The organism is Streptomyces sp. CB02400, assembly GCF_001905725.1.
GTDB classification, from domain to species: Bacteria; Actinomycetota; Actinomycetes; order Streptomycetales; family Streptomycetaceae; genus Streptomyces; species Streptomyces atrovirens.
The window spans coordinates 112,524-138,785 of the sequence record NZ_LIWB01000007.1; the positions used below are offsets into that span (position 1 = coordinate 112,524).

Annotated in this window: 19 protein-coding genes and 2 pseudogenes; 12 read left to right on the top strand and 9 right to left on the bottom strand. The window is 70.6% G+C overall.

Going from position 1 to position 26,262, the window contains the following annotated elements:
- Positions 1–80: 80 nt before the first annotated feature.
- Both AMK33_RS18700 and AMK33_RS18705 read left to right on the top strand, forming a co-directional pair.
- Positions 81–1,022, top strand: a complete 942-nt coding sequence (locus AMK33_RS18700) for an aldo/keto reductase (RefSeq protein ID WP_073933973.1) — start codon at positions 81–83, stop codon at positions 1,020–1,022.
- Between the two features lie 52 nt (positions 1,023–1,074).
- Entirely contained in the window at positions 1,075–2,967 is a 1,893-nt protein-coding gene (locus AMK33_RS18705) for an SMI1/KNR4 family protein (protein WP_073933974.1), read from the top strand.
- A 200-nt stretch (positions 2,968–3,167) separates the two neighbouring features.
- Here AMK33_RS18705 and AMK33_RS18710 read toward each other — a convergent pair whose 3' ends face one another.
- Positions 3,168–3,932 carry an SDR family oxidoreductase gene (locus tag AMK33_RS18710; RefSeq protein ID WP_073933975.1) on the bottom strand — a complete coding sequence of 255 codons (765 nt, stop codon included), beginning with the start codon at positions 3,930–3,932 and terminating at the stop codon, positions 3,168–3,170.
- 101 nt (positions 3,933–4,033) lie between these two features.
- Between AMK33_RS18710 and AMK33_RS18715 the strand changes: the two genes are divergently transcribed.
- Positions 4,034–4,882, top strand: coding sequence for a helix-turn-helix transcriptional regulator (locus tag AMK33_RS18715; RefSeq protein WP_073933976.1), 849 nt, complete (start codon positions 4,034–4,036; stop codon positions 4,880–4,882).
- Here AMK33_RS18715 and AMK33_RS18720 read toward each other — a convergent pair.
- Positions 4,879–5,175 carry a hypothetical protein gene (locus AMK33_RS18720; protein WP_073933977.1) on the bottom strand — a complete coding sequence of 99 codons (297 nt, stop codon included), beginning with the start codon at positions 5,173–5,175 and terminating at the stop codon, positions 4,879–4,881. The genes AMK33_RS18715 and AMK33_RS18720 overlap by 4 nt on opposite strands.
- A 186-nt stretch (positions 5,176–5,361) precedes the next feature.
- On the opposite strand from AMK33_RS18720, the gene AMK33_RS18725 reads away from it, so the two are divergent.
- Entirely contained in the window at positions 5,362–6,144 is a 783-nt protein-coding gene (locus tag AMK33_RS18725) for a DUF899 family protein (RefSeq protein WP_073933978.1), read from the top strand.
- Between the two features lie 23 nt (positions 6,145–6,167).
- On the top strand, positions 6,168–6,776 hold the full coding sequence (locus AMK33_RS18730) for a dihydrofolate reductase family protein (protein WP_073933979.1): 609 nt from the start codon (positions 6,168–6,170) through the stop codon (positions 6,774–6,776).
- 52 nt (positions 6,777–6,828) lie between these two features.
- Here AMK33_RS18730 and AMK33_RS18735 read toward each other — a convergent pair whose 3' ends face one another.
- Positions 6,829–8,310, bottom strand: a complete 1,482-nt coding sequence (locus tag AMK33_RS18735) for a family 43 glycosylhydrolase (RefSeq protein WP_073933980.1) — start codon at positions 8,308–8,310, stop codon at positions 6,829–6,831.
- A 623-nt stretch (positions 8,311–8,933) separates the two neighbouring features.
- On the opposite strand from AMK33_RS18735, the gene AMK33_RS18745 reads away from it, so the two are divergent.
- A complete protein-coding gene (locus AMK33_RS18745; RefSeq protein ID WP_073933982.1) occupies positions 8,934–9,434 on the top strand; it encodes a GNAT family N-acetyltransferase in 501 nt (166 codons plus the stop codon).
- A gap of 120 nt (positions 9,435–9,554) precedes the next feature.
- Positions 9,555–10,325 carry a GNAT family N-acetyltransferase gene (locus tag AMK33_RS18750; protein ID WP_073933983.1) on the top strand — a complete coding sequence of 257 codons (771 nt, stop codon included), beginning with the start codon at positions 9,555–9,557 and terminating at the stop codon, positions 10,323–10,325.
- Positions 10,326–10,463: 138 nt separating this feature from the next.
- Here the strand turns inward: AMK33_RS18750 and AMK33_RS43855 are convergent, their stop codons facing one another.
- The 4 genes and pseudogenes from AMK33_RS43855 to AMK33_RS43860 all read right to left on the bottom strand — a co-directional run.
- Positions 10,464–10,907: a hypothetical protein gene (locus tag AMK33_RS43855; RefSeq protein WP_073933984.1), complete on the bottom strand. Its 444-nt coding sequence runs from the start codon at positions 10,905–10,907 to the stop codon at positions 10,464–10,466.
- Positions 10,908–11,037: 130 nt separating this feature from the next.
- A complete protein-coding gene (locus AMK33_RS18760) occupies positions 11,038–12,795 on the bottom strand; it encodes a lectin (RefSeq protein ID WP_073933985.1) in 1,758 nt (585 codons plus the stop codon).
- A 17-nt stretch (positions 12,796–12,812) separates the two neighbouring features.
- The gene (locus AMK33_RS18765; RefSeq protein ID WP_107425144.1) at positions 12,813–15,635 is read right to left on the bottom strand and encodes a lectin; all 2,823 of its coding nucleotides are present in this window, start codon (positions 15,633–15,635) and stop codon (positions 12,813–12,815) included.
- 305 nt (positions 15,636–15,940) lie between these two features.
- Positions 15,941–16,325 (bottom strand): annotated as a pseudogene (locus tag AMK33_RS43860) (glycoside hydrolase); the annotation flags it as partial.
- Positions 16,326–16,567: 242 nt separating this feature from the next.
- On the opposite strand from AMK33_RS43860, the gene AMK33_RS18775 reads away from it, so the two are divergent.
- Positions 16,568–17,170, top strand: a complete 603-nt coding sequence (locus AMK33_RS18775; RefSeq protein WP_073933987.1) for a sugar O-acetyltransferase — start codon at positions 16,568–16,570, stop codon at positions 17,168–17,170.
- Positions 17,171–17,231: 61 nt separating this feature from the next.
- On the opposite strand, the gene AMK33_RS18780 is transcribed toward AMK33_RS18775, so the two are convergent.
- Together AMK33_RS18780 and AMK33_RS18785 are read right to left on the bottom strand one after the other, a co-directional pair.
- Positions 17,232–18,047 (bottom strand): class I SAM-dependent methyltransferase, encoded by an 816-nt coding sequence (locus AMK33_RS18780; protein WP_073933988.1) that lies wholly within the window; start codon positions 18,045–18,047, stop codon positions 17,232–17,234.
- Between the two features lie 238 nt (positions 18,048–18,285).
- A complete protein-coding gene (locus AMK33_RS18785) occupies positions 18,286–19,989 on the bottom strand; it encodes a SpoIIE family protein phosphatase (RefSeq protein ID WP_073933989.1) in 1,704 nt (567 codons plus the stop codon).
- A gap of 303 nt (positions 19,990–20,292) precedes the next feature.
- Here AMK33_RS18785 and AMK33_RS18790 point away from each other — a divergent pair, with 303 nt between their 5' ends.
- The 4 genes and pseudogenes from AMK33_RS18790 (at position 20,293) to AMK33_RS18805 (ending at position 25,784) form a co-directional block, all read left to right on the top strand.
- Positions 20,293–20,892, top strand: coding sequence for a DUF2087 domain-containing protein (locus AMK33_RS18790; RefSeq protein ID WP_073933990.1), 600 nt, complete (start codon positions 20,293–20,295; stop codon positions 20,890–20,892).
- A gap of 97 nt (positions 20,893–20,989) precedes the next feature.
- Positions 20,990–21,523 (top strand): annotated as a pseudogene (tpg, locus tag AMK33_RS18795) (telomere-protecting terminal protein Tpg); the annotation flags it as partial.
- Positions 21,524–22,272: 749 nt separating this feature from the next.
- Complete coding sequence (locus AMK33_RS18800) at positions 22,273–22,602, top strand: hypothetical protein (RefSeq protein ID WP_073933991.1); 330 nt, start codon at positions 22,273–22,275, stop codon at positions 22,600–22,602.
- Between the two features lie 17 nt (positions 22,603–22,619).
- Entirely contained in the window at positions 22,620–25,784 is a 3,165-nt protein-coding gene (locus AMK33_RS18805; protein ID WP_158075129.1) for an ATP-binding protein, read from the top strand.
- Positions 25,785–26,262: the final 478 nt, after the last annotated feature.

A 26,262-nucleotide genomic window follows, 5' to 3' on the forward strand; every position in this document is an offset into this window, starting at 1 on the left:
TCCGGTTAGTGCTACGGTGACACGAGAAACGGAGTCACTCCGTTTTCTGCCTCCATGGTCCCACACGAAGGGCGACACCCATGGTTTCCCCTGCCCGTTCTTCTCAGGTCACCGCGTCCGGCGCCCGGCACGCCGGTGGTGCCGGGCGGCTCGCGGGCCGTACCGTCTCCCGGATCGGCTTCGGCGCGATGCAGCTGGAACGTCTCCACGGCGACCGCGCGGCGGCGGTCGCGTTGCTGCGCCGCTGCGTCGAGCTGGGAATCGACCACATCGACACCGCCCAGTTCTACGGCCATGGCTTCGTCAACGAGGTGATCCGCGAGGCCGTTCGCCCCGAGGACGGCGTCATGGTGGTCAGCAAGGTCGGCGCCGAGTCCGCACCCGACGGCCCGTTCCCCCTCCGCCTGGCGCAGCGCCCCGAACAGTTGCGGGCAGGCGTGGAGGACAACCTGGCGGCTCTCGGGACGGAACAGATCCCCCTGGTCAACCTCCGTCGTACGGACACCGGCCCCGGTCTGCGCGCCGAGGGGGACCAGGTCGTCCCCCTCGACGACCAGCTCGCCGTCATGACCGCGCTGCGCGACGAGGGCAAGATCGGCGCGATCGGCCTCAGCGGTGTCTCCCTCGACGTCCTGCGCAGCGCCCTGCCCGCGGGCATCGCCTGCGTGCAGAACGCCTACAGCCTGCTGGCCCGCGACGACGAGGACATGCTCCGCCTGTGCCGGGAGGAAGGTGTCGCCTGGGTGCCGTACTTCCCTCTCGGCAGCGCCTTCGACGGTATGCCGAAGGTGACCGACGAGCCCGCCGTGCGCTCCGCCGCGCGTGAGCTGGGCGCCACACCCGCACAGGTGGGTCTGGCCTGGCTGCTCCACCACTCCCCCAACGTCCTGCTGATCCCCGGCACGGCCGACCCCGGACACCTGGAGGCGAACGTGGCGGCGGGAGCGGTCACGCTCGACGAGGCGACGCTCTCCGCCCTGGACGCCGTGCCTTCCCGCTCGGGAGACATCGTCCTCGACTGAGGACTTCCGGCACTCGCCCGGGACTGTCAGTGGTGGGTGACAGCATCGGAGCATGACGGAGAACTCACCCTTCGATTGGCGGCCGTTCCTGCTCAAGTGGAGCGGGGAGTGGGCGGATTCCCTGCCGGACAGCGAGACGCGGGGCGAAGAGGACGAAGCCGCCCGGCAGGCGCGGTGGCTGGGGTTCCCGCCCGCGTCCGAGGAGCGGATCACGGCCCTGGAGAAGCGCCTCGGCCGGCGGATGCCGCCCTCGTACCGGGAGTTCCTGAAGGTCAGCGACGGCTGGCGGCACGCGGGCGGGTTCGTGTCGTTGCTGGCGGGGACCGCGGACGCGCGCTGGCACGACGACGAGTCGGGTCTCGCGGTCATGTTCGAGGAGTACCTGGACGAGGACGCCGGGCCCGAGGAGCGGCGGGAGGTGGACATCTGGCGGCGCGGGCTGCAGCTCGACGTCGAGTCCGACGTCACCTACGTCCTGTTGGATCCCGAGGACGTGGACGAGGACGGCGAGTGGGCCGTGTACACGTGGGCGAGCTGGCGGGCCGAGTCGCCCGAACGGCACGCGAGCTTCCTCGCGTTCATGCAGGACATGCACCGTGAGTTCCACAGCCTGCGGGCGCAGCCGCGCGACGGGGAGCCGGAGTTCGTCAACGACACGACGCGGAAGCTGGACACCGCGGTGGAGGAGGCCCGGCTGGAGGCGCTGCGCGGCGGCTGGGAGCGGGCCGGGAAGGCGCTGGACGAGGCCAAGGGATACAACAGGCCGCGGGCCGCCGGGCTGGGCGACCAGATACGCCGCCTGCTCGGGCAGACGTACATGGTGTACTTCGACGGCCTGGTGACGGACCCCCGGTACGCGCCCGAGCTGCTGCCGCTCCTGGTCGCCGAGCACGCGGCGCACTCGTACCGGGACGACTCCACGCTGAAGTTCCACCTGCGGGGCGCCGACGAGGACCTGATGGCACTGGCTTACGCGACGCTGGAGCGGGTGCGCGGCGGCACGTACCGGTACACGGCGGCCGGGCCGTTCGGGGAGGCGGTGGAGCGGGCTCGGGAGCTGGCCCGGTGGGGGGACACCGACGGGGCGTGGCGGAACCTGATGGACGCCCTGCCCTCGTGGGAGCCGCTGGGGCCGGACCTCCTGGCGCCGCTGGGGTGGGTGGCCGACCCCCTGCTCGGACCGCTGCTGACCCCGGAGCGGGGCCGCGAGCTGCTGTCCACTCCGCGGGGCGGGCAGACGGGCGGGGCACCGGGGCCGACGGCCGGGATCGACCCGGACGGCCTGGCCTGGCTCGCGGAGCCCGACTCCGGCAACAACCGTACGTCCTACCGGTTCGTCCTGGTGGAAGGGGTGGAACCGGAGGAGTTGCCGGCCCGTCTGGCGGACGGGGACGGCACGGTGCTGAACGAGCCCATGACCCTCTGGGATGCGCGCAGCAGGCTGCTGCACAACCGGAGGGAGTTCTCGTCCTACGACGACAGGGCGCTCATGGCGGTCGGCCGGGCCGGCACCGGCTGGAGCTTCGCCTTCGACGGCGACCCCGCCTCGTTCGACCGGCAGCGGTTCGTCTCCCCCGCCCCGGCCGCCGGCGCGGACACCCGCGCGGTGGTGGTGTGGAGCGGCCTCAGAGCATGGCACGGTGAGCCGTTCTTCCATCTCTCGGTGGCACGGGACGGCGTCGAGCAGTACGCGTTCACCTACGCGGACGGGGAGGTCCGGCGCAGCGGGGACATACCGCGGGCGCTGGACCCGAGCCGGTTCTTCGGTGCTCCGGAGGACGCCGCCGAGGCGGAACGGCCGCTGCTGGAAGCGGTGGCCGGGGAGTTCGGTGCGCGGCTGCCGCGCCACGCGATCGTGAACGGACGGCTGCACACGTTCACCACCCGCTCCTGGACACGGCCGCCGGGGGACGGCGAGACGTACGTGGTGATCCGCATGAATTGAGGAGCCACGCGCCCGGGCTTCCGGAACCGCCTCGTCACCGCTCCGCGGGGCGGCCGACGGCGTCCACGTCACCTGGCCTCCGGCCTCGGGCCGATCGCACCGCACGCCCGGTCCGACGGGTCAGGAACGCGGCGTGTCCCGGCAGCCCACGGTGCGGCACCGACAGGCCGGGCGGGTGCGTGGTGGCGAGCGGTTCCGGCTTACTTTCCGTGCGGGTCGGTGCCGTTGAGTGTCTCGACGACCTGGTCGTAGTCGCCGCGGGCCTCGCCGTAGCGCAGGAACTTCACGCGCTCGACCTGGATCTCCTTCGCGTCGGGCCGGGTCTCGATCAGGCCGATCACCTCTGCGACGAACTCGTCGAGCGGCATGGCGTGTTCGTTGTCCTCGTGTCCGGGCAGCAGCGCGGTGCGGACGGACGGCGGTTCGAGTTCCACGACCTTCACCGAGGTGCCGGCGAACTGCAGCCGGATGGACTCGCTGAGCATGTGGATCGCCGCCTTCGACGCGTTGTAGCTCGGTGTGGCCTTGAGCGGGGTGAAGGCCAGGCCCGAGGAGACGGTCATGATCGTGGCGTCCGGCCGCGCCTGCAGATGCTCGACGAACGCGGCGATCAGACGGATCGGACCGAGCACGTTCGTCGTCACCGTGGACTCCGCGGAGGCGAGGAACGACGCGGGATCGCGCCAGTCCTCGACGCGCATCACGCCGGCCATGGTGACGAGGACGTTGAGGTCCGGGTGACGGTCCAGCACCCGCTTCGCGGCGGAGGTGATGCTCGCGGCGTCCGCGGTGTCGATCTGCACGGTGTCGATGCCGGGGTGCTCGGCCGCGATCCGTTCCAGCAGCTCGGTGCGTCGGCCGCCGACGATGACGGTGTTCCCCCTGGCCTTCAGCTCGAGGGCGAGAGCGAGACCGATGCCGCTGGTGGAGCCGGGGATGAAGACGGTGTTTCCGGAGATGTTCATGCCCCGATCGTCGCCGGTCCGCCGCCGCGGGGGCAGAGACCGGTTGTCGGGGGATCGGCGATCCCTGGCTCGGGCACCGGTGCCGGACGATAATCGCCTCCATGGACCGTGCAGCTCTGGCCGACTTCCTGCGCCGCCGCCGCGAGGCGATGCAGCCGGAGGACCTCGGCCTTCCCACAGGCGCACGCCGGCGGACCCGGGGTCTACGGCGTGAGGAGGTCGCGTCGCTGGCCGTGATGTCGACCGACTACTACACCCGGCTGGAGCAGCGGCGCGGGCCGCAGCCCAGCGAGCACATGCTGGCCTCGCTCGCCCGGGCGCTGCGGCTGACGGGTGACGAGCGCACCTACCTGTACCGGATAGCCGGGCACAACGCACCGGTGTCGCTGTCGGCCTCGCCGCATGTCGCTCCCGCGCTGCTGCGGGTGCTGGACCGGCTCGACGACACCCCGGCGCTCGTTCTGACCGACCTCGGCGAGACGCTGGTGCAGAACAGGATGGCCGCCGCCCTGCTCGGGGACGCGTCGAAGCACACGGGTCTCGCCCGGAGCGCGATCTACCGCTGGTTCACCGATCCCGCGGAACGGTCGATCTATCCCGAGGCCGACCACGCCCGGCAGAGCCGCGCCCAGGTCGCGAACCTGCGCGCCGCCCATGGGCTGCGCGGCCCGCGCTCGCGGGCCGGTGAACTCGTGCGCGCCCTCCAGAAGGCGAACGAGGAGTTCGCCGAACTGTGGGCCCGCCATGAGGTGGCGCAGCGGTTCGAGGACCACAAGACGCTCATCCACCCCGAACTCGGCGCGATCGAGCTGGACTGCCAGGCGCTGTTCACCGAGGACCAGTCCCAGACACTGCTCGTGCTCACGGCTCCGCCGCGCACCGAGGGCCACGAGAAGCTGCAACTGCTCGCCGTGCTCGGCCTGGACCGCTTCACCGAAGCGGAGCACTAGGGTCGGCGCCGGGGGCCGGTGCCGACGCGGCCCAGCGGGCGGTCCGCCGCGCACACCAGCAGGAAGGCGGCCGCACCGAGGAGCAGACCCGCCAGGTCATGCAGTCCGATGAGCCCTTGAGGGACGCCGACGACTCCGGCGAGCAGAGCGAGCAGCCACAACGGGCTGCCGGCGCCGAGGAACAGCAGCGCGCCGCAGCCCAGGATGTGGACACCCGCGCCGACGACCAGGTCGATCCGCACCCGTGAGCGGCGCCCGGTGAGCGCGGTGACGGCCATGGCGGTCGCCGGCATCGGCAGGCCGACCTGCGGTGCCTTGCCGCCGAGGACGCGCAGGTCCAGGAACGGTTCGCCTTCCGTGCGTCGGAATCGGTGCTCGCCGGTGCGATGAGTTCCGGCCCCGCCGCGGGTCTCCCCTGGTGAGCGTCGCAGAGCGTCGTCGTACGGCGCCGCCCGGCACGAGGCACCACGGAGGACACCATGACGACCACGCCGGAAGACCCGACCACCGCGCTGTCCGGACGCCCGCCCGTGGTCGACCTGGCCACCTGGCAGGCCGCACGTGACGAGCTGCTGGTCCGCGAGAAGGCCCACACCCACGAGGGCGACGCCATCGCCGCGGCCCGCCGCCGGCTGCCGATGGTGGAGTTCGACGGCACGGTCGAGGTCGTCGGACCCGACGGCCCGGTTCCGTTCCTGGACCTGTTCCAGGGACGTGACGAACTCATGGTCTACAAGCACATGTGGTACGACGGCGCGCCGCACCAGGGGCAGTGCGAGGGCTGCACCACCACGGCCTGGCACCTGAAGGACGCCGTCTACCTCAACGCCCGCGGCGTCTCGTTCGCCGTCCTGACCACCGGCCCCTGGGACGAGGTGGCCTCCTACGTCGCGTTCATGGGCTACACCCAGCCCTGGTACTCGGTACGCGACGTGGACGCGCCGGTCGGCGGCGACATGGGGTACCTCACCTCCTTCCTCCGCGACGGCGACCGCGCGTTCCTCACCTACTCCACGACGGGCCGCGGCAACGAGCGGGTCAACGGCTCCCTCGGCCTGCTCGACATGACGCCCTACGGCCGCGGCGAGGCGTGGGAGGACAACCCCGAGGGCCGGCCCGAGGGGGGCAGCCCGTGCTGGTCCTGGCGCTCGGACGCGGACGGGAACGCGACCTGGGGCCCGACCAGCCGCCCCGTACCGCAGTGGACCCGCCCCGACGCGACCCCCGTGGAGACCCTCGGCCGCCGCGGTCACCACCACTGACGCGTACGAGGAGGGCCGCACGCATGAGCAGGGTGATCTGTGATCTCACGATCTCGGCCGACGGTTACTCGGCGGGGCTCGGCCAGACCGAGGAACGGCCGTTCGGCGACGACGGCGGTGACGGGTCGGGCGCCCGGCTGCACGCCTGGATGTTCGACACGCCCGATGAGAACAGGACCGAGGTCGACCGGATGAGCGCGGCCGGCGCGTTCATCATGGGGCGCAACATGTTCGGCCCGGTGCGCGGCGCGTGGGACCGGAAGTGGAACGGCTGGTGGGGCGAGGATCCGCCGTTCCACGCGCCGGTGTTCGTGCTCACCCACCACGCGCGCGAACCGCAGCCGATGGACGGCGGCACCACCTACCACTTCGTCACCGACGGAATCGCGTCGGCACTGGCACAGGCGCGCGCGGCGGCCGGTGACGGCGATGTCGCGGTCCAGGGCGGCGCGACCACCGTGAACCAGTACCTCGCCGCCGGTCTGATCGACGAGCTGCGGCTGCACATCGTGCCGCTCACCCTCGGCGCCGGCACGCGGCTGTTCGAAGGTGTTCCGCCGCTGAAACTGGAGCAGGTGACGTCGCGGTCGGCGAGTCTGGTCACGCACCTGACGTACCGCGTGCTGCCGTGAGCCGAGGGCCGGCCGTCGGCGGATCGGCTCACCGACGGCCGGCGGGGTGGTTTCAGTTCACGTAGACCTCGGCGCGGTCGACGCTCACGAAGGACGCTCCGGACTGGGAGTTGTGCTGTCCCGTCACCCGGACCCGGAGGGTGTGGCTGCCGTACGCGAGACGTGGGCTGGTGTACTGCACCGCCTCGCCAACGCGGATCGGGCCGTGGAAGTCCACCCGCTGTTCGGGGCCGCCGTCGACGCTGACGGCCGCGTAACCGTTGCCGGTGTCCTTGACGGAGAGCAGGACGATACGGGTGCCGGTGAAGGAGAAGGTCGCCGTGGCGCCGGCCCGGTCGCTCCAGTGGTCGTCGCTCCAGAAGCACTGTGTGGCGCAGCCCGTCCCGGAGTTCCAGGCGCCGCTGTAGGTGACGCCGCCGGGGCCGCTGGACCGTCCGTCGTCGTTGATCCAGTAGTTGCCGGATCCGGGGTCCCCGGACGGCAGGTCCTGGGTGGCTCCCATCGCCAGCGGACGGCCGAAGTCGGGGCTTCCGTCGGCTCGCCAGGTGAACTTCTGCGCCCGGGTCGTGCGGTTGCTGTACGTGTTCCGGGACGTGGTCTTGGCGTGGTGGACGATCCAGTCCTCACTGCCGTCGGGAGAGCGGAAGAAGGCGTGGTGGCCCGGCCCGAACACGCCCCGGTCGTCGGCCCGGGAGAACACCGCGCCCTGGTGCTGCCGCCAGTTCCCCGGTACGAGCGGGTCGGCGTCCAGCGGCATCGACATCATCCAGACCTGGTAGTCCGGCTTGCCGGTGTCACACGCGGAGTAGGTCATCCACACCCGGCCGTTGCGGTACAGGAACTCCGGGCCCTCCCGCACTTCGGGGCATCCCCCGGCCGCATCGATGGCGACGGCGTTGCCCGAAACGGTGTACGGGCTGGACATCGGGGCGATGTTGAGCCCGTTGTGCTGGTACTGGTTGATGCCGCTGTACGCGAGGTAGAGCCGGCCGCCGAGCTGGAGGATGCCCGCGTCGATGGCGAAGTCGTCGGCGTGGTTGGGCGGGGCGAGCTTCGCCTTGAAGTGGTACGGGCCGGCCGGGTCGTCGCGCTCCGACTCCAGGACGTACAGGCGGTGGTGGTCGTCGACGCCGTCGTCGGCCGTGTAGTAGAGGTACCAGCGGTCACCGAAGCGGTAGAACTCCGGGGCCCAGATGTTGCGGTCGCGGGACGGGTCGGAGTCCGTCCACACGGTGATCGGGTCGGCCGTCAGCAGGGTGCTCAGGGACGGTGAGCGCCACATCCTGATGCTGTTGCCCTGGGTGGTGGTGAGGTAGTAGTTCCCGTTCCAGTGCGTCATGAACGGGTCGGGTCCGGTGTTGAGCGGGTTGCGGAACGTCCCGGCTGCCGCGGCGGCGCCTGGCTCGGGAGCCTTGGGCGCGGCCGCGGCGGCCGGGGCGGCGGCCGGCGGCAGCAGGCCCAGGACGAGCCCGAGGAGGGCGGCGACGAGCAGGGCGATGTGTCCGCGGGGACGTAGGAGAGGGCTGGAAGGCACGGGGGGGGTCCTTTCCGGGAGCGGATCTCGGCCGGAAGGCCACGGCAGGGGATGGCAGGGGATGGGCCACACAGCGCTTTACATCGATGTAATGATGCGGCGCCATGCTAGGGACGGCCGTCCTGCCCGTCAATGGCCGCCGCGTCGAATGGAGTTGGCGGCGGGCTCGGTGCTGCGGGCATGACGGCCGGGGCGACCGCCGCTGCCGAAACGGCCCTCCCGGTGAGGTCCTCACATGTGCCGCATGTGCCGCATGGCGCGGGGTGCCGGACGGTGAGACCCCGGAAGTGGTGCTGTGCGCCGCTCCGCGCTCTCGCGAGGAGGGATGGTCATGGCCGAGCGTCTGGTCGTCTGCTGCGACGGCACATGGAATTTCGCGGACCAGCCGAGCAAGACCAACGTCGCCAAGGTCGCCCTGTCCGTGCGCCCCGGGTCCGCCGCCGGGAAGGAACAGCGCGCCTGCTGCCGGACCTCGCCTCGAGCCTGCCGCCCATGCCTCCCGCCACGTCCGGTCCGGGAACGGCGGCCGACGCGCGGGACGGACTCCACCGTGCCACGTGACACCGGTCGGCCGCGGCGATATCCCTTTGCGCGGCGCTTCCCGGCCTGGTTGGCTCACGCCCATGACCTGGCTTCCGCATGATTTCGTCCATCCCCTCCACGTCGGCATACCCGACGGCGGAGGCCACAGGCTGCGCCCGATCAGCGGTGCGGACGCGCCGCTGGACTACCCGACGGTGATGGGTTCGCGGGAGCGGCTGTGGTCGATCTTCGGCCCCGCGTGGGGCTGGCCGGCGACCACGATGTCGTACGAGGCGAACCTCGCCGATCTGGAGCGGCACGCCGCGGAGATCGAGGCGCACGAGTCGTTCAACTACACGATCGAGAACGCGGACCGCACCGCCCTGCGCGGCTGCGTCTACATCGACCCGCCCGAGAAGCAGGGGGCGGACGCAGAGATTTCCTGGTGGGTGGTGGACGACGAGGTGGGCGGCGCGCTGGAGCGGGCGCTGGAGGCGTTCGTGCCGCGCTGGATCGCCGAGGACTGGCCCTTCGAGCGGCCGCGCTTCATCGGCCGGGACCTGACCTGGGAGGAGTGGCTCCGGCTGCCGGATCATCCGTGAGCGGGGCCGTTCCAGCCGTTCCGGGCGTGCTTCGCCGGTCCCGGTGGGCAGACATGTCCCGACCGGTGATCGAGCGAAGGGGACAAGGTGACGCAGAACTTGGCTGACGCGGTGGAATCGATGGAGCAGCTCGCCACGGTCTGGCGGGGCATGGTGCTCGACCGGGATCCGGGCGCGGACGTACGGGACCTGCCGGGCATCGCGGTGCGCTGGGCGGAGTGCCGGTTCGGTTTCTGGAACTGCGTCACGCTCACCGACGCCGGGGCGGACGCGGGCCTCATGGAGAAGCGGCTGGGGCAGGCGGCGGACATCATGCGGTCGAAGAGGCACGCGGGCTTCCTGTGGGTCTTCGAGGACCTCCTCGACGCCGAGGCACGCCCGCGCTTGACGGAAGCGGTCGAGCGGGCCGGTCTGGTGCACGCCTTCTCGGGCACCGGTATGGCCGGCGACCTGCTGCCGGTCCCTGAGCCGGCGCACCCGGACCTGACGTTCACGCGGGTCGGCACGGACGAGCACCTGCGTGCCTACGCCGACCTCAACTCGCGCGCCTACGGCATGCCGCTGGAGGCCGGCCGCGACGGCCTCGTGGGCTCGGACCTGTGGAGGACGGGGGTGCACGCCTACCTGGGCATGCGGGACGGCGTTCCGGTGACGTGCGCCGGGGCCGTGGAAGCGGACGGCCGCCTCTTCGTCGTACTGGTGGCCACGGATCCACGATGGGAGCGCAGGGGGTACGGGGAGGCGGTGACCCGCAAGGCCCTGTACGAAGGTGCCCGGGCCACCGGACTGACCCGCGCCACGCTGCACGCGACCGCCGCCGGGGCCCCCATGTACCCGCGGATCGGCTTCGAGCCGAACAGCCCGCTGCACTTCTTCACCCTGGGAAGCTGACGGGCCGGATGCCGCCACCGCGCTGTGCGCGCTCTGCACGGTGGTGCGCGAACGCTGCCTCCGCGCCCGGCCCACGGTGAGCAGCGTGCCGGTGCGGACATGGGGGGCAGGCCGCCCGTCGGGCGAGGGCCACCGGGGCTACCGCTCCTCCGGCGCCTCACCACCGGCGCCCGGGCCGCCGGGGCTCCCGCGGAGGGTCTCGCGCACCTCGCGCAGGCGCCGCACCTGCCGGCCGCCCTGCCATGTCAGCACCAGCAGGACGGCCACCGCGCCCGCCGAGGTCACGGCGGACCGCGCCGGCACCACGATGGCCGGCTCCCCCGACGACCCCAGTATGATCACCGCCCAGCCCAGGAGGACGACGAGCAGTACCTGGGCCCATAGGTGGCGGCTGAGGAAGGTGTTGAGCCGTTCCACCGCCGCCCCCTGCCGTCCGGCCCGGGCGTCGCCGCGTGGGACGCTTACCGTCCGGGCGGTCAGCGCGGCCGCCGGCAGTACGCAGGCCACCGCGCTGTACGCCCATTCCGCCGTTCCGCGCGCCACGCCGACGACGCTCCACACCGCCCACGGGGCGAGCACCACGCACAGTGCCGTCGAGACGATGTCGGCGACGCGTGCGCGTAACCGGGCACGCGCCGGCGCGTGCCCGGTTCGAGGTCACCGAGTCCCTGACGCCCTATCGGCTACCACGGGTCGAAGGCACCGAGCGGGATCAGGGCAGGGTCCACTTCTGGTTGGGTCCGGTGTGGCAGCTCCACAGGTGGACCGGCGTACCGTCGTTCCACGTACCGCCCGAGGCGTCCAGACACTTGCCGGACTGCGGGTTGCGGACCGTGCCGTCCGCCTGGGCCGCCCACTTCTGCGCCCCCGTCCCGTTGCACGTCCACAACTGGATCCGCGTACCGTCCGCACTCCCGCCACCGGACACGTCCAGACACTTGCCCAACGCCCTCAACGAGCCGTCGTCGGCCACCGTCCACCGCTGCGCCGCCGACGCGTTGCACGTCCAGATCTGCACCTCCGTACCGTCCGCCGTACCCGCGTTGTCCACGTCCAGACACTTGCCGTTCACCCCCCTCACCTCACCCGTGCGCGGGTCGGACGGGGTTCCGGCCTGTTTGATCCGGATGTTGCGGAAGGCCACCTCGTCGCCGTCGCCGTGGTTCTGGAGGCCGATGTGGCCCTGTGTCAGGCTGCGTGCCGGGTCGGTGTTGGTGAAGTCGTTGATCTTCCGGCCGTTGAGGAAGACCTCCAGCCGCTCTCCGGTGACGCGGATCTCGTACGTGTTCCACTCACCCGGCGGATTCAGCGCCGCGTCGCGCGCGGCGAGGTCGGCGGACCGGAATCCGTACACGGCTCCCGTGGTGCGGTCGGCCGCGTCGGTGGCGTCGATCTGGATCTCGTAGCCGTTGTCCACCGCCGACCAGGGGTCGTCGGACGCCGGGAAGCCGATGAAGACACCGGAGTTGTCGTCCCCGCTCGCCCTCCAGTCCAGTTTCAGGGAGTAGTCACCGGTGAACTCCTCGGCGTCGTACCAGAAGAGGCCCAGTCCGCCGTGCGAGGTGAGGGTGCCGTCGGCCAGGGTGAAGCCGCCCGGTCCCGCCTGCTTCCAGCCGGTCGTGCCGGTGCCGTCGAACAGGGGTGTGTAGCCGGTCTCCGGGCGGCAGTCGGCCTGGGTGGTGCCGGCGGCCCAGCGGATGCCTCCGAGCAGGTGCCGGCGGAAGGCGGGGTCGGCGTAGGACTCCTCGGTGTGGCCGCCACCGGTGTAGAAGGCGCGGCCACCGGCGTAGTCCTTGCACCAGGCGATCGGGTGGTCGCCGGACATGGAGCCGCCGGAGTAGCTGGACTCGTCCAGCGAGGCCAGGACGTGGGCGGTGGTGCGGGGGTTGGTGCGGTAGTTGTACCACTCGTCGGTGCGCTGCCAGGTGCCGGCGAGGTGCGCGGTGGCGTCGTGCGCCCGGTCCTCGACCTCGACGGTCGCGGGCTGGATGGCGGGGTGGGACTGGAAGAGGGCGCCGGCCAGTCCTTCGTAGAAGGGCCAGTCGTACTCGGTGTCGGCGGCGGCGTGGATGCCGACGTATCCGCCGCCGGTGCCGAGGTACTGCTCGAAGGCGGTCTGCTGGGCGGGGCCCAGGACGTCGCCGGTGGTCGACAGGAAGACCACGGTCCGGTACTGCGCCAGGTTGGCGGTGGTGAAGGCCGCCGGGTCCTCGGTGGCGGTGACGGTGAAGTTGTTCGCCGCTCCGAGGTCGCGCAGGGCCGTGACGCCCTCGTCGATCGAGGAGTGGCGGAAGCCCGCCGTCCGGGAGAAGACGAGGATCTTGTACGCCGGGTCGGCCGCCGCGGTGGCCGTGCGGTCCGCGGTGTCGAGGGCCGCAGGTGCGGTGCCGGGCAGGGCCGCGGCCTGGGGTGTCAGGCAGAGCACGGCGCCGGCACACAGGCTGAGCGCTGTCTTGAGCAGGGTGCGCATCGTGGGTCGCCTCCTTTCTACGGCAGGGTCCACTTCTGGTTGGGTCCGGTGTGGCAGGTCCACAGGTGGACCGGCGTACCGTCGTTCCACGTACCGCCCGAGGCGTCCAGACACTTGCCGGACTGCGGGTTGCGGACCGTGCCGTCCGGCTGGGCCGCCCACTTCTGCGCCCCCGTCCCGTTGCACGTCCACAACTGGATCCGCGTACCGTCCGCACTCCCGCCACCGGACACGTCCAGACACTTGCCCAACGCCCTCAACGAGCCGTCGTCGGCCACCGTCCACCGCTGCGCCGCCGACGCGTTGCACGTCCAGATCTGCACCTCCGTACCGTCCGCCGTACCCGCGTTGTCCACGTCCAGACACTTGCCGTTCACCCCCCTCACCTCACCCGTGCGGGTGCCGCCGGTGGAGGTGGTGAAGGAGAACTCGTCCACGTCGAACAGGGCGCCGCTGCCGCCCTTGAAGACGAGGTACAGGGTGGTGGTGCCGGCCGGCCGGCCGGTGAGGGACGCCGTGACGTCCTGGAAGGTCTCCCAGCCGCCGGTGACCGGCACGGTGGCCGTGCCGAGCAGGGTGCCGGCCGGGGAGCCCGCGCGGACTTCGAGGGTGCCGCCGCTGCCCGCCGAGGAGACGCGGGCGGTGAAGCCGGTGGCGTTGTCGAGGCTGTAGGGCGTGAAGGAGATCCAGTCGCCGTCGTGGATCTCGCCGACCGTCCTGCCGCCGTGCGCGGGTGCGTGGTTGACGACCTGGACGCCGGCGGAGTCGCCGTAGTGCTCGGCCTGCCGGTGGCTGGGCTGGGTGATGTGCTGGTCGTGCGCGGTGAGCGCGGGCTGGCCGTTCGCGCCGTTGTCGGTGTACTCGGCGTCGATGACGCCGAAGATGTTGGCGTTGGGGTCGTGTTCGCCGTCGGCCAGGGTGTGCAGGGTGCCGGTGCAGCCGGTGGCCGAGGTCTGCGGGTGGCCGTGGCTGTCGTGACCGATGATGAAGGTGACCTTCACCTTGGCGCAGTCGACCGTGCCGTCCTCCGGGTCGGTGACCGTGACCTTGAAGGGGATGGCGGCGCCGAAGTCGTAGATCCGTCCGTCGGCGGGTGTGTCGAGTCGTACGGTCGGGGCGGTGTTGCCGACGGTGATCTGGACGGAGGCCGTGGCGGACTTGCCGGTGGGGTCGGTGACCTTCAGCGTCGCGGTGTACTGGCCGTTGGCGGTGTAGGTGTGGGACGGGTCGGCCGCGGTGGAGGTGGCGCCGTCACCGAAGGTCCAGGCGTGGGTGAGCGCGCCCCCGTCCGGGTCGGAGCTGCCGGCCGAGGAGAAGCCGACGGTGAGGGGTGCTGTGCCGGAGGTGGTGTCCGCCTCGGCCTGGGCCACCGGGGCGCGTCCGCCGGTCACGTGCTCGATGCGGTACAGGGCGGAGTTGGCGTCGCCGTTGAAGTAGCCGGTGCCGTAGTCGAGGACGTAGAGGGCGCCGTCCGGGCCGAAGGCCATGTCCATCACCTGGGTGCCCGCCCAGGGGAAGGCGTTGACGGCCTGCACGCTTCCGTCGCCGCCGGTCTCGATCCGTTTGATCCAGCGGCGGCCGAACTCGCCGGCGAAGAAGTCGCCGTCGTACTCGGCGGGGAACTTCACCTCGGAGGTGGAGTTCGCGTCGTACCGGTAGACGGGTCCGCCCATGGGCGACTCGGATCCGTTGCCGAACTCGGGGACGGAGGCGCCGTCGTAGGGGATCCAGGCGGGCTGGGCGGGCGGCAGGTCGGTCAGGCCGGTGTTGTGCGGCGAGGTGTTCTTCGGTGCCGCGCAGTCGAAGGCCGCGCCCGAGGCGCCGGCGGCGAAGTCGTAGTCGACGTAGGCGTCGTTCTCGCCGGTGCAGTAGGGCCAGCCGAAGTTGCCCGCCCTGGTGATCCGGTTGAACTCGACCTGCCCGCCGGGGCCCCGGGAGGCGTTGGCGGTGCCCGCGTCCGGGCCGTAGTCACCGACGTAGACGGTGCCCGTGGCCTTGTCGACGCTCATCCGGAAGGGGTTGCGGAAGCCCATCGCGTAGATCTCGGGCCGGGTCCTGGCGGTGCCGGGCGCGAAGAGGTTGCCCGCCGGGATGCCGTAGGTGCCGTCGGGGTTCACCTTGATCCGCAGGATCTTGCCGCGCAGGTCGTTGGTGTTGCCCGAGGAACGCTGGGCGTCGTAGGCGGGGTTGCGGGAGGTCCGCTCGTCGATGGGGGTGTAGCCGTCCGAGGCGAAGGGGTTGGTGTCGTCGCCCGTCGACAGGTACAGGTTGCCCGCCGCGTCGAAGTCGATGTCGCCGCCGACGTGACAGCACAGGCCGCGGGAGGCGGGCACGTCGAGGATCTTCTTCTCGCTCCCCACGTCGAGGGTGCCGTCGGTCCGCAGGACGAACCGGGACAGCCGGTTGACGCCGTCGAACGGGGTGAAGTCGGATGCCGTTCCGTCGGCGGGGGCGTCGCCTGCCGGGGTGTTCGACTCGGGGGCGTAGTACAGGTAGACGAAGCGGTTGGTGGAGAACCCGGGGTCGGCCGCGACGCCCTGCAGGCCCTCCTCGTCGTGGCTGTAGACGTCCAGTCTGCCCGCCACGGTGGTGGTGCCGACCGCGTCGGTCCGTCGCAGGGTGCCGTCGCGCGAGGTGTGCAGCACCGAGCGGTCCGGCAGGACGGCCAGGGTCATGGGCTCGCCCGTTTCGGCCACGCCCTTGGCGAGGGTGACCTGCTGGAAGTCCTCGGCCGCCGCGGCTGCGCCGCCGGGTCCGGCCGGGGCGGCGGCGGGGGCCCCGGCGGCCGGGCCCACGGGCAGCGCCAGGCCCATGGCACACGCCACGGCCGTCAGCAGCATGCGGACACGTCTGTGTCCGAGCGGTTTCGTGCGCACGGAAGTCTCCAGGAATATGGGGGGTGGCGGCAGGCCACGGTGGCCTGCCGTGAAGGAGTACGGGCGCGCGCCGTCGCGCCGTCGAACACCGGACCGTCATCCCGGACAGGGTTATGACCGGTCCATTTCAAGGAAGTTAGCGGGCTTCACGTGAACGCGTAACCCCTTTCGCGCACAGTCCCGCGTCTTCTTCCTCGCATGAGACAAAGTGCCGGTGCCGCGCCGTGGGCCCGGGTCGCTTCGGCCGAGGACCGGAGAACCCGTCGGCCGAGCTCGCGGCAGTACGGGGCATCCGGGTGCGTGAAGAGCCGATACGGCCGGTGCAGGCGATACCGGCGGCGTACTCGCCGTCCGCGCACTGGCCCTTGTGGTGGCCGTGTCCGAAGTCGCCGCCCTTGGGCAGGGCGCCCCGGTTGTCGCCCCGGTCGAACCAGACCGTACGGCCGCTCGTGCCGGTGATCCCGCCGGGCACGGCCTTCGCGCACAGGGCGGCCGGGACGGCGGCGCCGCGGACGCTGTACCCGGTGGGGAATCGGCTCTCGGAACACTGGAGTTCGGTGCATCCGGAGGCCCAGTCACCGCCGGGACGTGCCGCTCGCCCTCGACCGCCTCGTGCCCGCCGCTCGGGTCCCACAACGGCCCGGCGTGGTGGTCGGCGTCCTCGTCCGCGCCGCCGGTGCCGTTCCAGGTGCCGCCGGCACCGTGCCAGTTGCCGGACCGCAGTTTGAACCGGTCACCGTCCCGGTCGTCATCGCGACGTATTGATTGTCATGCGAGCCTCATAATGCGGGACAGGGGCGCCGCGGTCCGGGCGAAGGCATAGGCTCGGTGCGCGCGGCCGACCGAGGGCGCGTCGGGCCCGGGCCCTGGAGTTGGACGAACGGAGCCGTTCCGCTGTGACGCACGCGCACGAGGAAGAGGTCCTGGCCCGGATCGCCAAAGGGCTCGTCTACACCGAGTCGGAAGCGGCCTTCCAGGCTCCCCTGCGCCGCACCGAGCAGATCTTCGAGTACAACCACACCCCACCGGGTGAGACGGAGAAGCGCCGGTCGCTGCTCGTCGCGATCCTCGGGTCGGTCGGTGAACGCACGGTGCTGCTGCCGCCGTTCCACGCCGGGTTCGGCAGCAACGTCCACATCGGCGACGACTTCTTCGGGAACGTGAACCTCACCTTCGTCGACGATGTCGACATCCGCATAGGCGACGGTGTGATGATCGCTCCGAGCGTGACCCTGACCACGACGGGACACCCGGTGCACCCCTCACGACGCACCGACTTCGGGCGGTTCTCGGAGCCGATCGTGATCGAGGACAAGGTGTGGATCGGCAGCAACGCCGTTGTCCTGCCCGGCGTCCGCATCGGATACGGGTCGGTCATCGGCGCCGGCAGTGTCGTCAGCCGCAGCGTTCCCCCGATGACCGTCGCGCTCGGCACCCCTTGCCGCGTGGTCCGCGCCATCACCGACGAGGACCTGGCCACACGCACCGCCGAAGGGTAGGCGGCGTCGTCCTGCCGTGAGTCGGTGCCTTGCGCTTCACAGCCGCTCCGGTCGGAGACGGTCAGCGGTGGGCCTCCTCGGGTTTCCGGCCCCAGACGGTCAGCAGGCCGGCGGACAGCGCGGCGCACTCGTCGGAGTCCAGGTACCGGACCGCGGCGTCGACGGCGGCGTCGTCGACCAGGCCGGTGGCGAGCATCGCCGCTCTGCTCCGCTCCCAGGTGTCCGCCCAGAAGCGGCTGATGGGACTGCCGGGCAGCAGCGGCGGCACATGCATCTCGGCGGCGACACGCACGAGCCCCGCCCCGCGCAGCAGTCGGGGATACGACGGCACCCAGGAGACATCGGTGCCGATGGTCTCCCGCAGCCCCTGCCACATCGCCCGCATCACCACCGTGTACGGCGTGCCGGGCGCCCGGTCGCTCGTCAGGTCGACCGCGTCACCGAGCACCAGCACACCGCCGGGCTCGACGAGTCCGGCCAGTGCCGTGATCAGACGTTCACGCTCGGGCAGGTGCATCAGCACGAAGCGCGCGTGGACGAGCCGGAACCGGCCGGGGGCGAAGTCCGGGGCGGTGATGTCGGCCTCCAGCACGTCGAGCCCCGGCACGGGCCGCTCGGTGAGGAAACGGACGTCGCGGTCCACGGCGAGCACGCTCGTCACCCCGGCCTCGTCCAGCAGCCGGCGGGAGACCGTGCCCGTTCCTGCACCCACGTCGAGGCAGCGCCATCCCGGGCCGGCCCCGAGTGACCGCAGCCGCGCCAGGGTGATGTCGTCGTAGGCGAGGGCGCCGCAGTCGATGCGCTCGTCCTCGTGCGGCTGTCCGGGGCGGAAGACGTCCTCGCCGTACCGGCCGTGCCCGCGCGGTCCGGCGGTCACGTCGCCGCCCGCGTGACGCCGGGAGTGCCGTCCCCGGCGCGTTCCGGCGCCCGGCCGGCGGAGGACTTCGGCGGCGGGTCGTCGGACTGTTCCATGGCCGGACCTCGTTCACGCGGTGGACGGTGCCGGGCGGCCCGTCGCGGGACCGCCGCCCCACCGATCCTCCACCGGGACCCGCCGGGACGGCCGAGGCGCGCCGCGCCTGGGCCGATCGGCCCTCCGGAGACCCCTTACGGGCTCAGCCCTCGGGAACGCGCAGGGCCAGGAGGGCCACGTCGTCGTCGTTGTCGGCGGGGCGGACACGGTGGAGCAGTTGGTCGGTGAACGAGGTGAGGGGGCGGTGGGCGAGGGCGGCGGCGTGCCGGCACAGCCGGTTCAGCCCCGTGTCGATGCTCTGGCCGGGCGCTTCGATGAGGCCGTCCGTGTACAGCACCAGGGTGGACCCCGGCGGGAGCAGCGCTGTGGCGTCGGGGCGCCGCAGGCCCGTCTGGGTGCCCAGGAGGATGCCGTGGCCGTCGGTGAGGTAGCTCGACAGGCCGTCTCTGCTGATCAGCAGCGGTGGAGGGTGGCCCGCGTTGGTCCAGGACAGCCGCCAGTGACCGTCGTGGGCCGTTTCGATCCGACCGAAGATCATGGTGGCCATGGTGACGTCGGTGATGTGCTGGATCGCCTCGTCGAGCCGTTCGACGATGCGGCTGGGGGGTTCGTGCTGGGACCAGGCGTAGGCGCGGAGCATGTTGCGGACCTGTGCCATGCCGGCCGCCGCCTCCAGGTCGTGGCCGACGACGTCGCCGATGGCCAGGGCGGTGGACGCGTCGGCCAGGGGGAAGGCGTCGTACCAGTCGCCGCCGACATGTGAGGCGTCGGGTGCCGGCAGGTAGCGGACGGCCATCTCCAGGCCCTGAACACCCGGCATCTGGGGCAGCAGGTGGTTCTGCATGGTCTCGGCCACCTTGCGCTGACGCTGGTAGAGGCGGGCGTTGTCCAGGGCGAGGCCGGCCCGGCGCGCGATGTCCTCGATCAACGGAAGGTCCGCGGGGGCGAAGGCCGCCGGGGTCTCGGTACGGCCCAGGGTCAGCGCGCCCAGGACCGCGCGCGGGCCGCGGATGGGCGCGATGGCCGCGGAGTGCATCCCCGTGGCGTGGAACAGACGGCCCTGCTCGACCGCGATGCCGGAATCCGGTGTCCCCTGGTAGGTCTGCGGACCGGCCAGGGTGGAGGCGACCCCGCGCAGGGCTCTGGACAGGGGCATCCGGGATTCCTCGGGGATCGGCGACATCGGTCCCTGCAAATCCTCGTGCCGCACCAGCGTGTCGCCCTCGGCGTGGACCACTACGGTACGCCACACCTCGTCACGTTCGATGATCAGGTCGACGACCACCCAGTCCGCCAGCCGGGGCACGACCAGGGCCGTCAGCCGCCGCAGCGCCTCGTCGACGTCGAGGGTGGAGGTGAGCTGCGCGGTGGTCTCGGCCAGCAGTGCCAGCCGTTGCAGTTCCGACAGCGACCGGGCCGTCGGCTCCGGTCGCGGGCCGGTGTCCCTCGGGTGCTCGGGAGTGTGGAAGACGACGAGTGTGGCGGCTCGGCGGTCGCCGAGGCCGTACGGGGTGATCAGCCAGGAGATCGGCAGCACCGAACCGTCGGCGCGTGCGAAGTACTCCTCGTCGCCCTGGGCCGGGCGTCCGGCGTGGAACGCCTGTCGCATCGCGCATTGGGTCCTCGGCAGCTGCTGCCCCTCCGGGCCCCGGTGCAGCAGGTCGTGCGCGTCATGGCCGAGGAGCTCCGCTGCGGGCCGGCCCAGCAGTTCCTCGGCGCGGGCGTTGACGGCGATGATGCAGCCCTGCTCGTCGACGACGTAGGCGCCGGTGCCGATGGCTTCCAGCGTGGCGGAAGCGGCCGCCACGGACAGCCCGTGGACCTCCCCGCGCTCCGACCCTGTCATCGTGACCTCCTTGCCGGCCGGGCCGACGCCCCGCCCGCCGCCCGTGTGCCCAGCCGCATGTGCCTTCTCCTGCTTTCCCGCCTTCCCCGTATGCCCAAGCGTGTGAATATCCCACGTCGTCCGACGTCTACCGGTGAAGTTCGCTCCGGTGAAGCCGGGCAGGGGCACCGCGCTTGACGCGCTCGACTTGCCTGGCGCCCGGGAACCCGCGCGGAAAAATGACGGGCGTCCGCTGTGCCCCGGAGGTAGCGTCCCGGTGACATGGTTCGGGGGGTACCGCTCCCGGAAGGACGGAGACGGAGCATGACGGGCGAAGACGTGGCCGGGCTGTTCGCCGACGAGACCCGGGTGCGGGTCTTCGCCGCTGTGGCGCTGGGCGCGACGAGCGCCGCCGAGGTCGTCGAGCGGACCGGGCTGCCGGCCAAGAAGGCCCTCCTCGCACTGCGGCGGCTCGAGGAACGGGAGGCCGTCGCGGCGAACGCCGACGGCCTCGCGGTGTCCTACGACTCGTTCCGCCGCCTGGCGCGCGAGGCGGCCGGGCCGCGGCCCGCGCGGGACCACGGCACCGGGGACGAGCGGCTCGAGACGGTGCTCCGCACGTTCGTACGGGACGGACGGCTGGTGAAGCTGCCGGCGCAGTGGAACCGGAAGAAGCTCGTACTGCGCCACATCGCGGAACGCACCTTCGAGCCGGGCCGGGAGTACGCGGAGAAGGAGGTCGGCGAAAGGCTCCGCGCCTGGTGCGAAGGGGGCCGGACCGACCATGTGACCCTGCGCCGGTACCTCGTCGACCTGCACCATCTGCACCGGAGCGACGGCGTCTACCGCCGTCCGGCCGAGGGGGCGGACACACAGCCGGTCACGGAGCGGACGGTGACGGCCGGCAGCGGGAAGGACGAGTAGAAGCCCGTCGGCGACGCGGCGCGGGGCGGGATCACGCGTCCAGTCGGTACGGGCTGCACGCCGGCCCGCGAGAACCGCCGCCGGGGAGTAGACCGCGATGGGCAAGCTCGGGGACAGCCTCGACCAGGCGGTGGCAAAGGCGTTCACACGCCCCGCCCCCAGATCGGCACAGGCGCAGATGAAGTACCTCGTCAAGCAACTCAAGGGAACCAAGGCCGCATCAGAGGCCCTGGGCGTTTCCCAGCGCACCGTGGAGCGATACGTCACCGGCAAGATCAAGCGCCCCCGGAAGGACCTCGCAGCCCGCTTCGAGGGCGAGGTCCGCAGGCGCTGGCAGCCGCAGATCCGGGCCAAGGCGAAGAAGGCGGCCGCCACCAGCGGCGGACTCGTCATCGAGACCCGGGCCCGGTTCGGCTACACCGCTGCGGCCGGCACCACGGACGACGGGCGCATGCGCCACCTCACCCAGGCTCTGCCCTCCGCCTACGCGGCGCGTCTCTTCGAAGCCCAGGAGCAGGGCGCTACCGAAGATCGGCTTCTGGCCATCGCCGCCGAGGGCTTCCAGGAGATCCACTTCAAGGACCGCGGTCGCCGTGCCAGCGGCCTCTTGGTCGAGTTCACGGACGTCGAGACCACATCGACGTCCAGCTGTAGTGACCAGGCACGGCTGGGCCCTGGAATCAGTCACATCTGCGAGGGGAGCACGACAGCTTGCGAACGCGTGGCCAGTGACCGATCTCTCGTCAGGAAGGTTGAGTGGCGAGATCTTCCGGATCTTGAAGATCTCGTCCGTCTTCATGCCGCGCATCACGTGATGGCCGAGGTGGAGGAGGCGAGCCGGGCAGTGCACGAGGCGTGCTGGCGGTCACGCATCAGCATGCCCTCGAGGCCCCATAGGTCACCCGGGTGAAGCGGCGCACTGCATTGGACCGGCCGTGATCGATGGCGCGGCCGGGGGGGGTGGCGATCAACGCCCTGCCAGGCCCGTTCCATGTGCTGCATCTGGTCCAGCAGCGTTAAAATCCATATATGGCCAGGGCCAGGACGTGCACCCATTGCGGTACGAGCCTTGCCTTCGATGCACAAGTATGTGGAGCATGCGGGCAGGCGGTCCCGAACTCCTATGCTGACGCCCCGTCCACGCCGTCTCAGCAGCCGTTCCGGACGTGGGGCCAGTCGTCTCGCCCGGCCGGCGGCGCCTGGCAACCAGGCGGCCCATCCGGCGATGCCGGCGCTTTCCCGGGACAGGGAGGCGGATCGGTGCATGGTGCCGCCGGAACGGCTCCGCTCCCTAACGGTGAAGCGCAGGTCGAGGGGCAGGTCCGCGGCATACAGACGCGGTCCGAGTCACGCGGGGAGGGCGCATCAGAGACCATTTGGATGTTCCGCATAGAGCGGTATGACGCTGCCGGAAGCCGCACCGTACTCATCCCCGTGGAAATGCGCGGCCTGGCCTTTCACGGTTCGATCCAGGAGGGTGATCTGGTGCGGGTCCGCGGCAAGGTGAAGAACGGAACCCTGCGGGCGACTAAGCTGGACAACCTCACCACCGGAGCCGGCGTGCATGCCAAAGGAATACCGAAGGCGGCCTACATCGCAGCCGTGGTGATTTTCGTGCTCGGAGTCCTGGCGCTCATCCTCTGGACCATTTCCGATTTCTCTGGTACCGGTCCCCCTCCTGGATTCCCGACCGACTTCCCTGAGCCATGATGGCCGCCCCCCGCGCCATGACCGACACCGTCGCCTTGGACCTGGACCGACTTCAGCGGGCAGGATTCGTTCCGCCCGGCCTGGCCGCCGGCCAGTCCTTCACCACCTCCCCGGTCGATCTGCGCACGCTCATGAGAGTCGACGGCATCGGCCGTAGCGACAAGGCCTCGAACAGCGCGACGCCGCGGGACCTGCTGGTCAGCCTGTGCGGATATCACGTCCCGCTGGCATTCATGCTCACCTGTGATGCGGATCGCGTGTCGCTCCGCATCGGTACCTGGCTGTCCGCCGGATCGTCGCCAGAAGCAGTCCGGGAGAACGGCCGACTTGTGCAGACCGCTCTGCGCGGCCTCTACCCCGTGGTGGACATGACCGTCACCGAACCCGTATCAGGCTCGTGGCCGCTCGGCGGCCTGGTCATGGGCGTCCCGACCCCGAAGGCGCCCGATACCGCTGACGCAGGCCATCAGATCGACCGGCTGTTGCAGGCGCTGCAGGGCTTGCGATGGGGTGCCTTGATCCTTGCGCAGCCCATCGGCGAGTCGGCTCTGCGGGGCCTCAAGCTCCGCCTCGTCAACGAGCTCCGAGGCGTGCAGACCGAGACCAAGTTCGCCGGAGTCCCGCGTCCCCTGGCAGACCACTACTCGGAACTGCTAGGCCTCCAGCTTCGCGCATTCGCCGACGCCGAGGGCACGGGAGCCTGGCGCACCGCGGTCTACGTACTCGGAGATCACGACAGCTACCCTCACGCAGCCAGCCTGTGGCGCGGGGTGTACTCCGGCAACCAATCACTTCCCGAACCCATACGTGTGTGGGATCGCGACGACGTACCAATGCTCGCCGACGCCTGGTCCCTGCCCAACCCCCCGCACCAGGGCGACACCGACGGGCGCTACCGCCCGCCCTTCGATCACCAGACGCTTCATAGTTCGACGCAACTCGCGGCCTACATCGACTTCCCTACCACCGAGACCAACGGTCTGACGATCACCCAGGTACCGGCTTTCGACACGGTCCCTCCCCCTGCGCCCGACGGCTCCCTCACCCTGGGAACAGTGGTGGAACGCCAGCGCGTCAGAACCACGCCCTACGCGATACACCCTGACAAGCTGACCCGCCACACCTTCGTAGCCGGAGTCACCGGTTCAGGAAAGACCAACACGGTCTTCAACCTGCTGCGGGAAGCAGCTGAGAGGGGAATTCCATTCCTGGTTCTCGAGCCTGCCAAATCGGAGTACCGCGTGCTGCTGCGCGACCCTGGCCTGGGAGAGCGGATCACCGTCCTCACCCCCGGCAACGAGAATGTCTCGCCGATGCGGCTGAATCCTTTCGAGGTCCCGGACGGAATTCCGGTCGCCGTCCATATCGACCTCCTCAGGTCGGTATTCAACGCGAGCTTCGGAATGTGGACGCCTCTGCCTCAAATTCTTGAGAGATGTCTCCATGACGTCTACATTGATCGCGGCTGGGATGTAACGGCTGACACCAACCGAAGGCTTGACGGATCAAACCGATCGGAGTCTTTCCCCACGCTCACGGATCTCGTGGCAAAGGTCGAATCCACCGTCCCCAACCTCGGATACGAGGACAAGGTGGCCGGCGACCTGCGAGCGGCTCTCGGCACGCGCCTCAACAGCCTGCGCACCACCGGTAAGGGCCGCATGCTCGACACACGCCACTGGACGAATTGGGACGAGCTTCTTGGCCGGCTCGTTGTTATCGAGCTCGAAGGCATGGGTGACGACGACGACAAGGCCTTCATGATGGGCTTGATCATGATCCGTTTGGTGGAGTACCGCCGCACCCATGGAGACGCCCAAACCCTGCGGCATCTGCTCGTCATCGAGGAGGCCCACCGGCTGCTGACCGCCACCACCCGGCCGCAAGGCGGCGGCGAGAACGTAGAAGCGGATGCCCGTGGCAAGGCTGTTGAGACCTTCGCACACCTCTTGTCCGAGGTACGTGCCTACGGGCAGGGCGTCGTCATCGTGGACCAGGTGCCCAGCAAGCTCTCACCGGATGTCGTCAAGAACACCAACCTCAAGATCGCGCACCGTATCGTCGCCAGCGACGACCGGGAGACGCTGGGCGGGGCGATGGCCATGACCCAGCGCCACACCGCAGCCCTGGCCACCCTGCCAGTGGGCCGCGCGGCTGTCTTCACCGACGGCGAGGACGCGCCCCTGCTCCTCCAGATCCCGCTCGGCAAGGGCGGATCGGGAACATGGCCTTCGCACCAAGAGGTCCGCAGCCACACGAGCCGGCCCGACGCCGCCACAGGGATCGTCCCGGACCTCCGACCTACGACCGACTGCGACCAGCACTGCCTCGCCTCGCCGATGGAATGCGAGACGGCACGCCGCCTGCTGGAGGCACCGGCAGTCCATCGCAGCATCACCCGCCTCGTCCTGTCCGCCGTGCAGACACAGGACGCGCTCACCCGCAACTGGCCTGACATCGTGACGGCCGTGGCGCCTCGCTGCCCCCCTTGGATGGACCTCCCCGCCCTGTTCCACTGCCTCGCCCAACACGGCGCCCGTGGCCTCGCCAACGCCTGGGGCGCGCGTGCAGGTTGGACCTACGCTCAAACCGCCGCCATAGCAGAGCTCGTCAACAGGGCCCTGTCGGACCACCTGGAAGGCCGCGACGGCAATGGCAGCATGGGCGCCCTACGCACACTGCTCCTCGACTTGCAAGGCTCCGCATACGGGCCGTACCAGGGCTGCCCCCGAATCTGGGCTGACCGGGCGGGGCCGTGTCTGTGCAGGCTTCCCGTCGCCGACCTCGTCGCGTCGGGCGCCTTCAACGAGACCTGGACGGCAGCGCGAGCCACCGACCGCACCGCACCCTCGAACGGACAGCCCGCACTCTGGGAGGTCTGCCGGCGCGCCGCGTACGAGCTCGTCGAATTCCCTGACGAGAACTCGGATGCCGCCCTCGACACATGGCTCGGAGACGTCGCCGACTCTATCGCCCTGTGCTTCGGCCAGCAGATGCTCTCGAACGAACGATGGGCACACCCCGGAATTGAACGAAGGGCCCTTTCTGAGTTCTTGACAGCAGCGGGTCGGCCGGGAGTCACTACGACAAAAGAGGCGGTGATCGACTCGGACGGCGACCGTGTCCAGCACTCGGAACGTGAGACCGACGGCAGCAAATCCGGGGGAGGCACCGATGCGTAGCAAGGACCGCTCGCCAGAGTCGGACCAAAAGTCAGACCGCGACCGCAAGCGAGACCGCCCACCTCCGATACCCGAACCAACCCGAGGCACCGGCTCCAGCGACTCCGGGCCGAGTTCCCCTGGGGGCGAAACGCAGTCTCGCGACAATAAAGACGCGGGACCTTCCCAAACATCGTCGACTACCTATGACAACGCCAGCTACGACGCGAACACCAGTTCTTCAGGTGCCAACCAGAGCCAGTCCACACAGCAGGCAAGCGGGCAGACACAGTCGCCGGCGCAGCCGAACCCGCCCTCATCGACGCAGGGCACGAGCACATCGAAAGATGACAACAATACAATTCCTCAAAATGCCTCTCTCACCCTGAATTTCAGCCTGTCGCCAGAAGCTCAGAGAGAGTATGACAAAAACAGGCATAGCGGCCGGGAGGAAGGTAAACTCGATGGCCTTGGAGACAGAAATCCCTCCCTCGAAGAC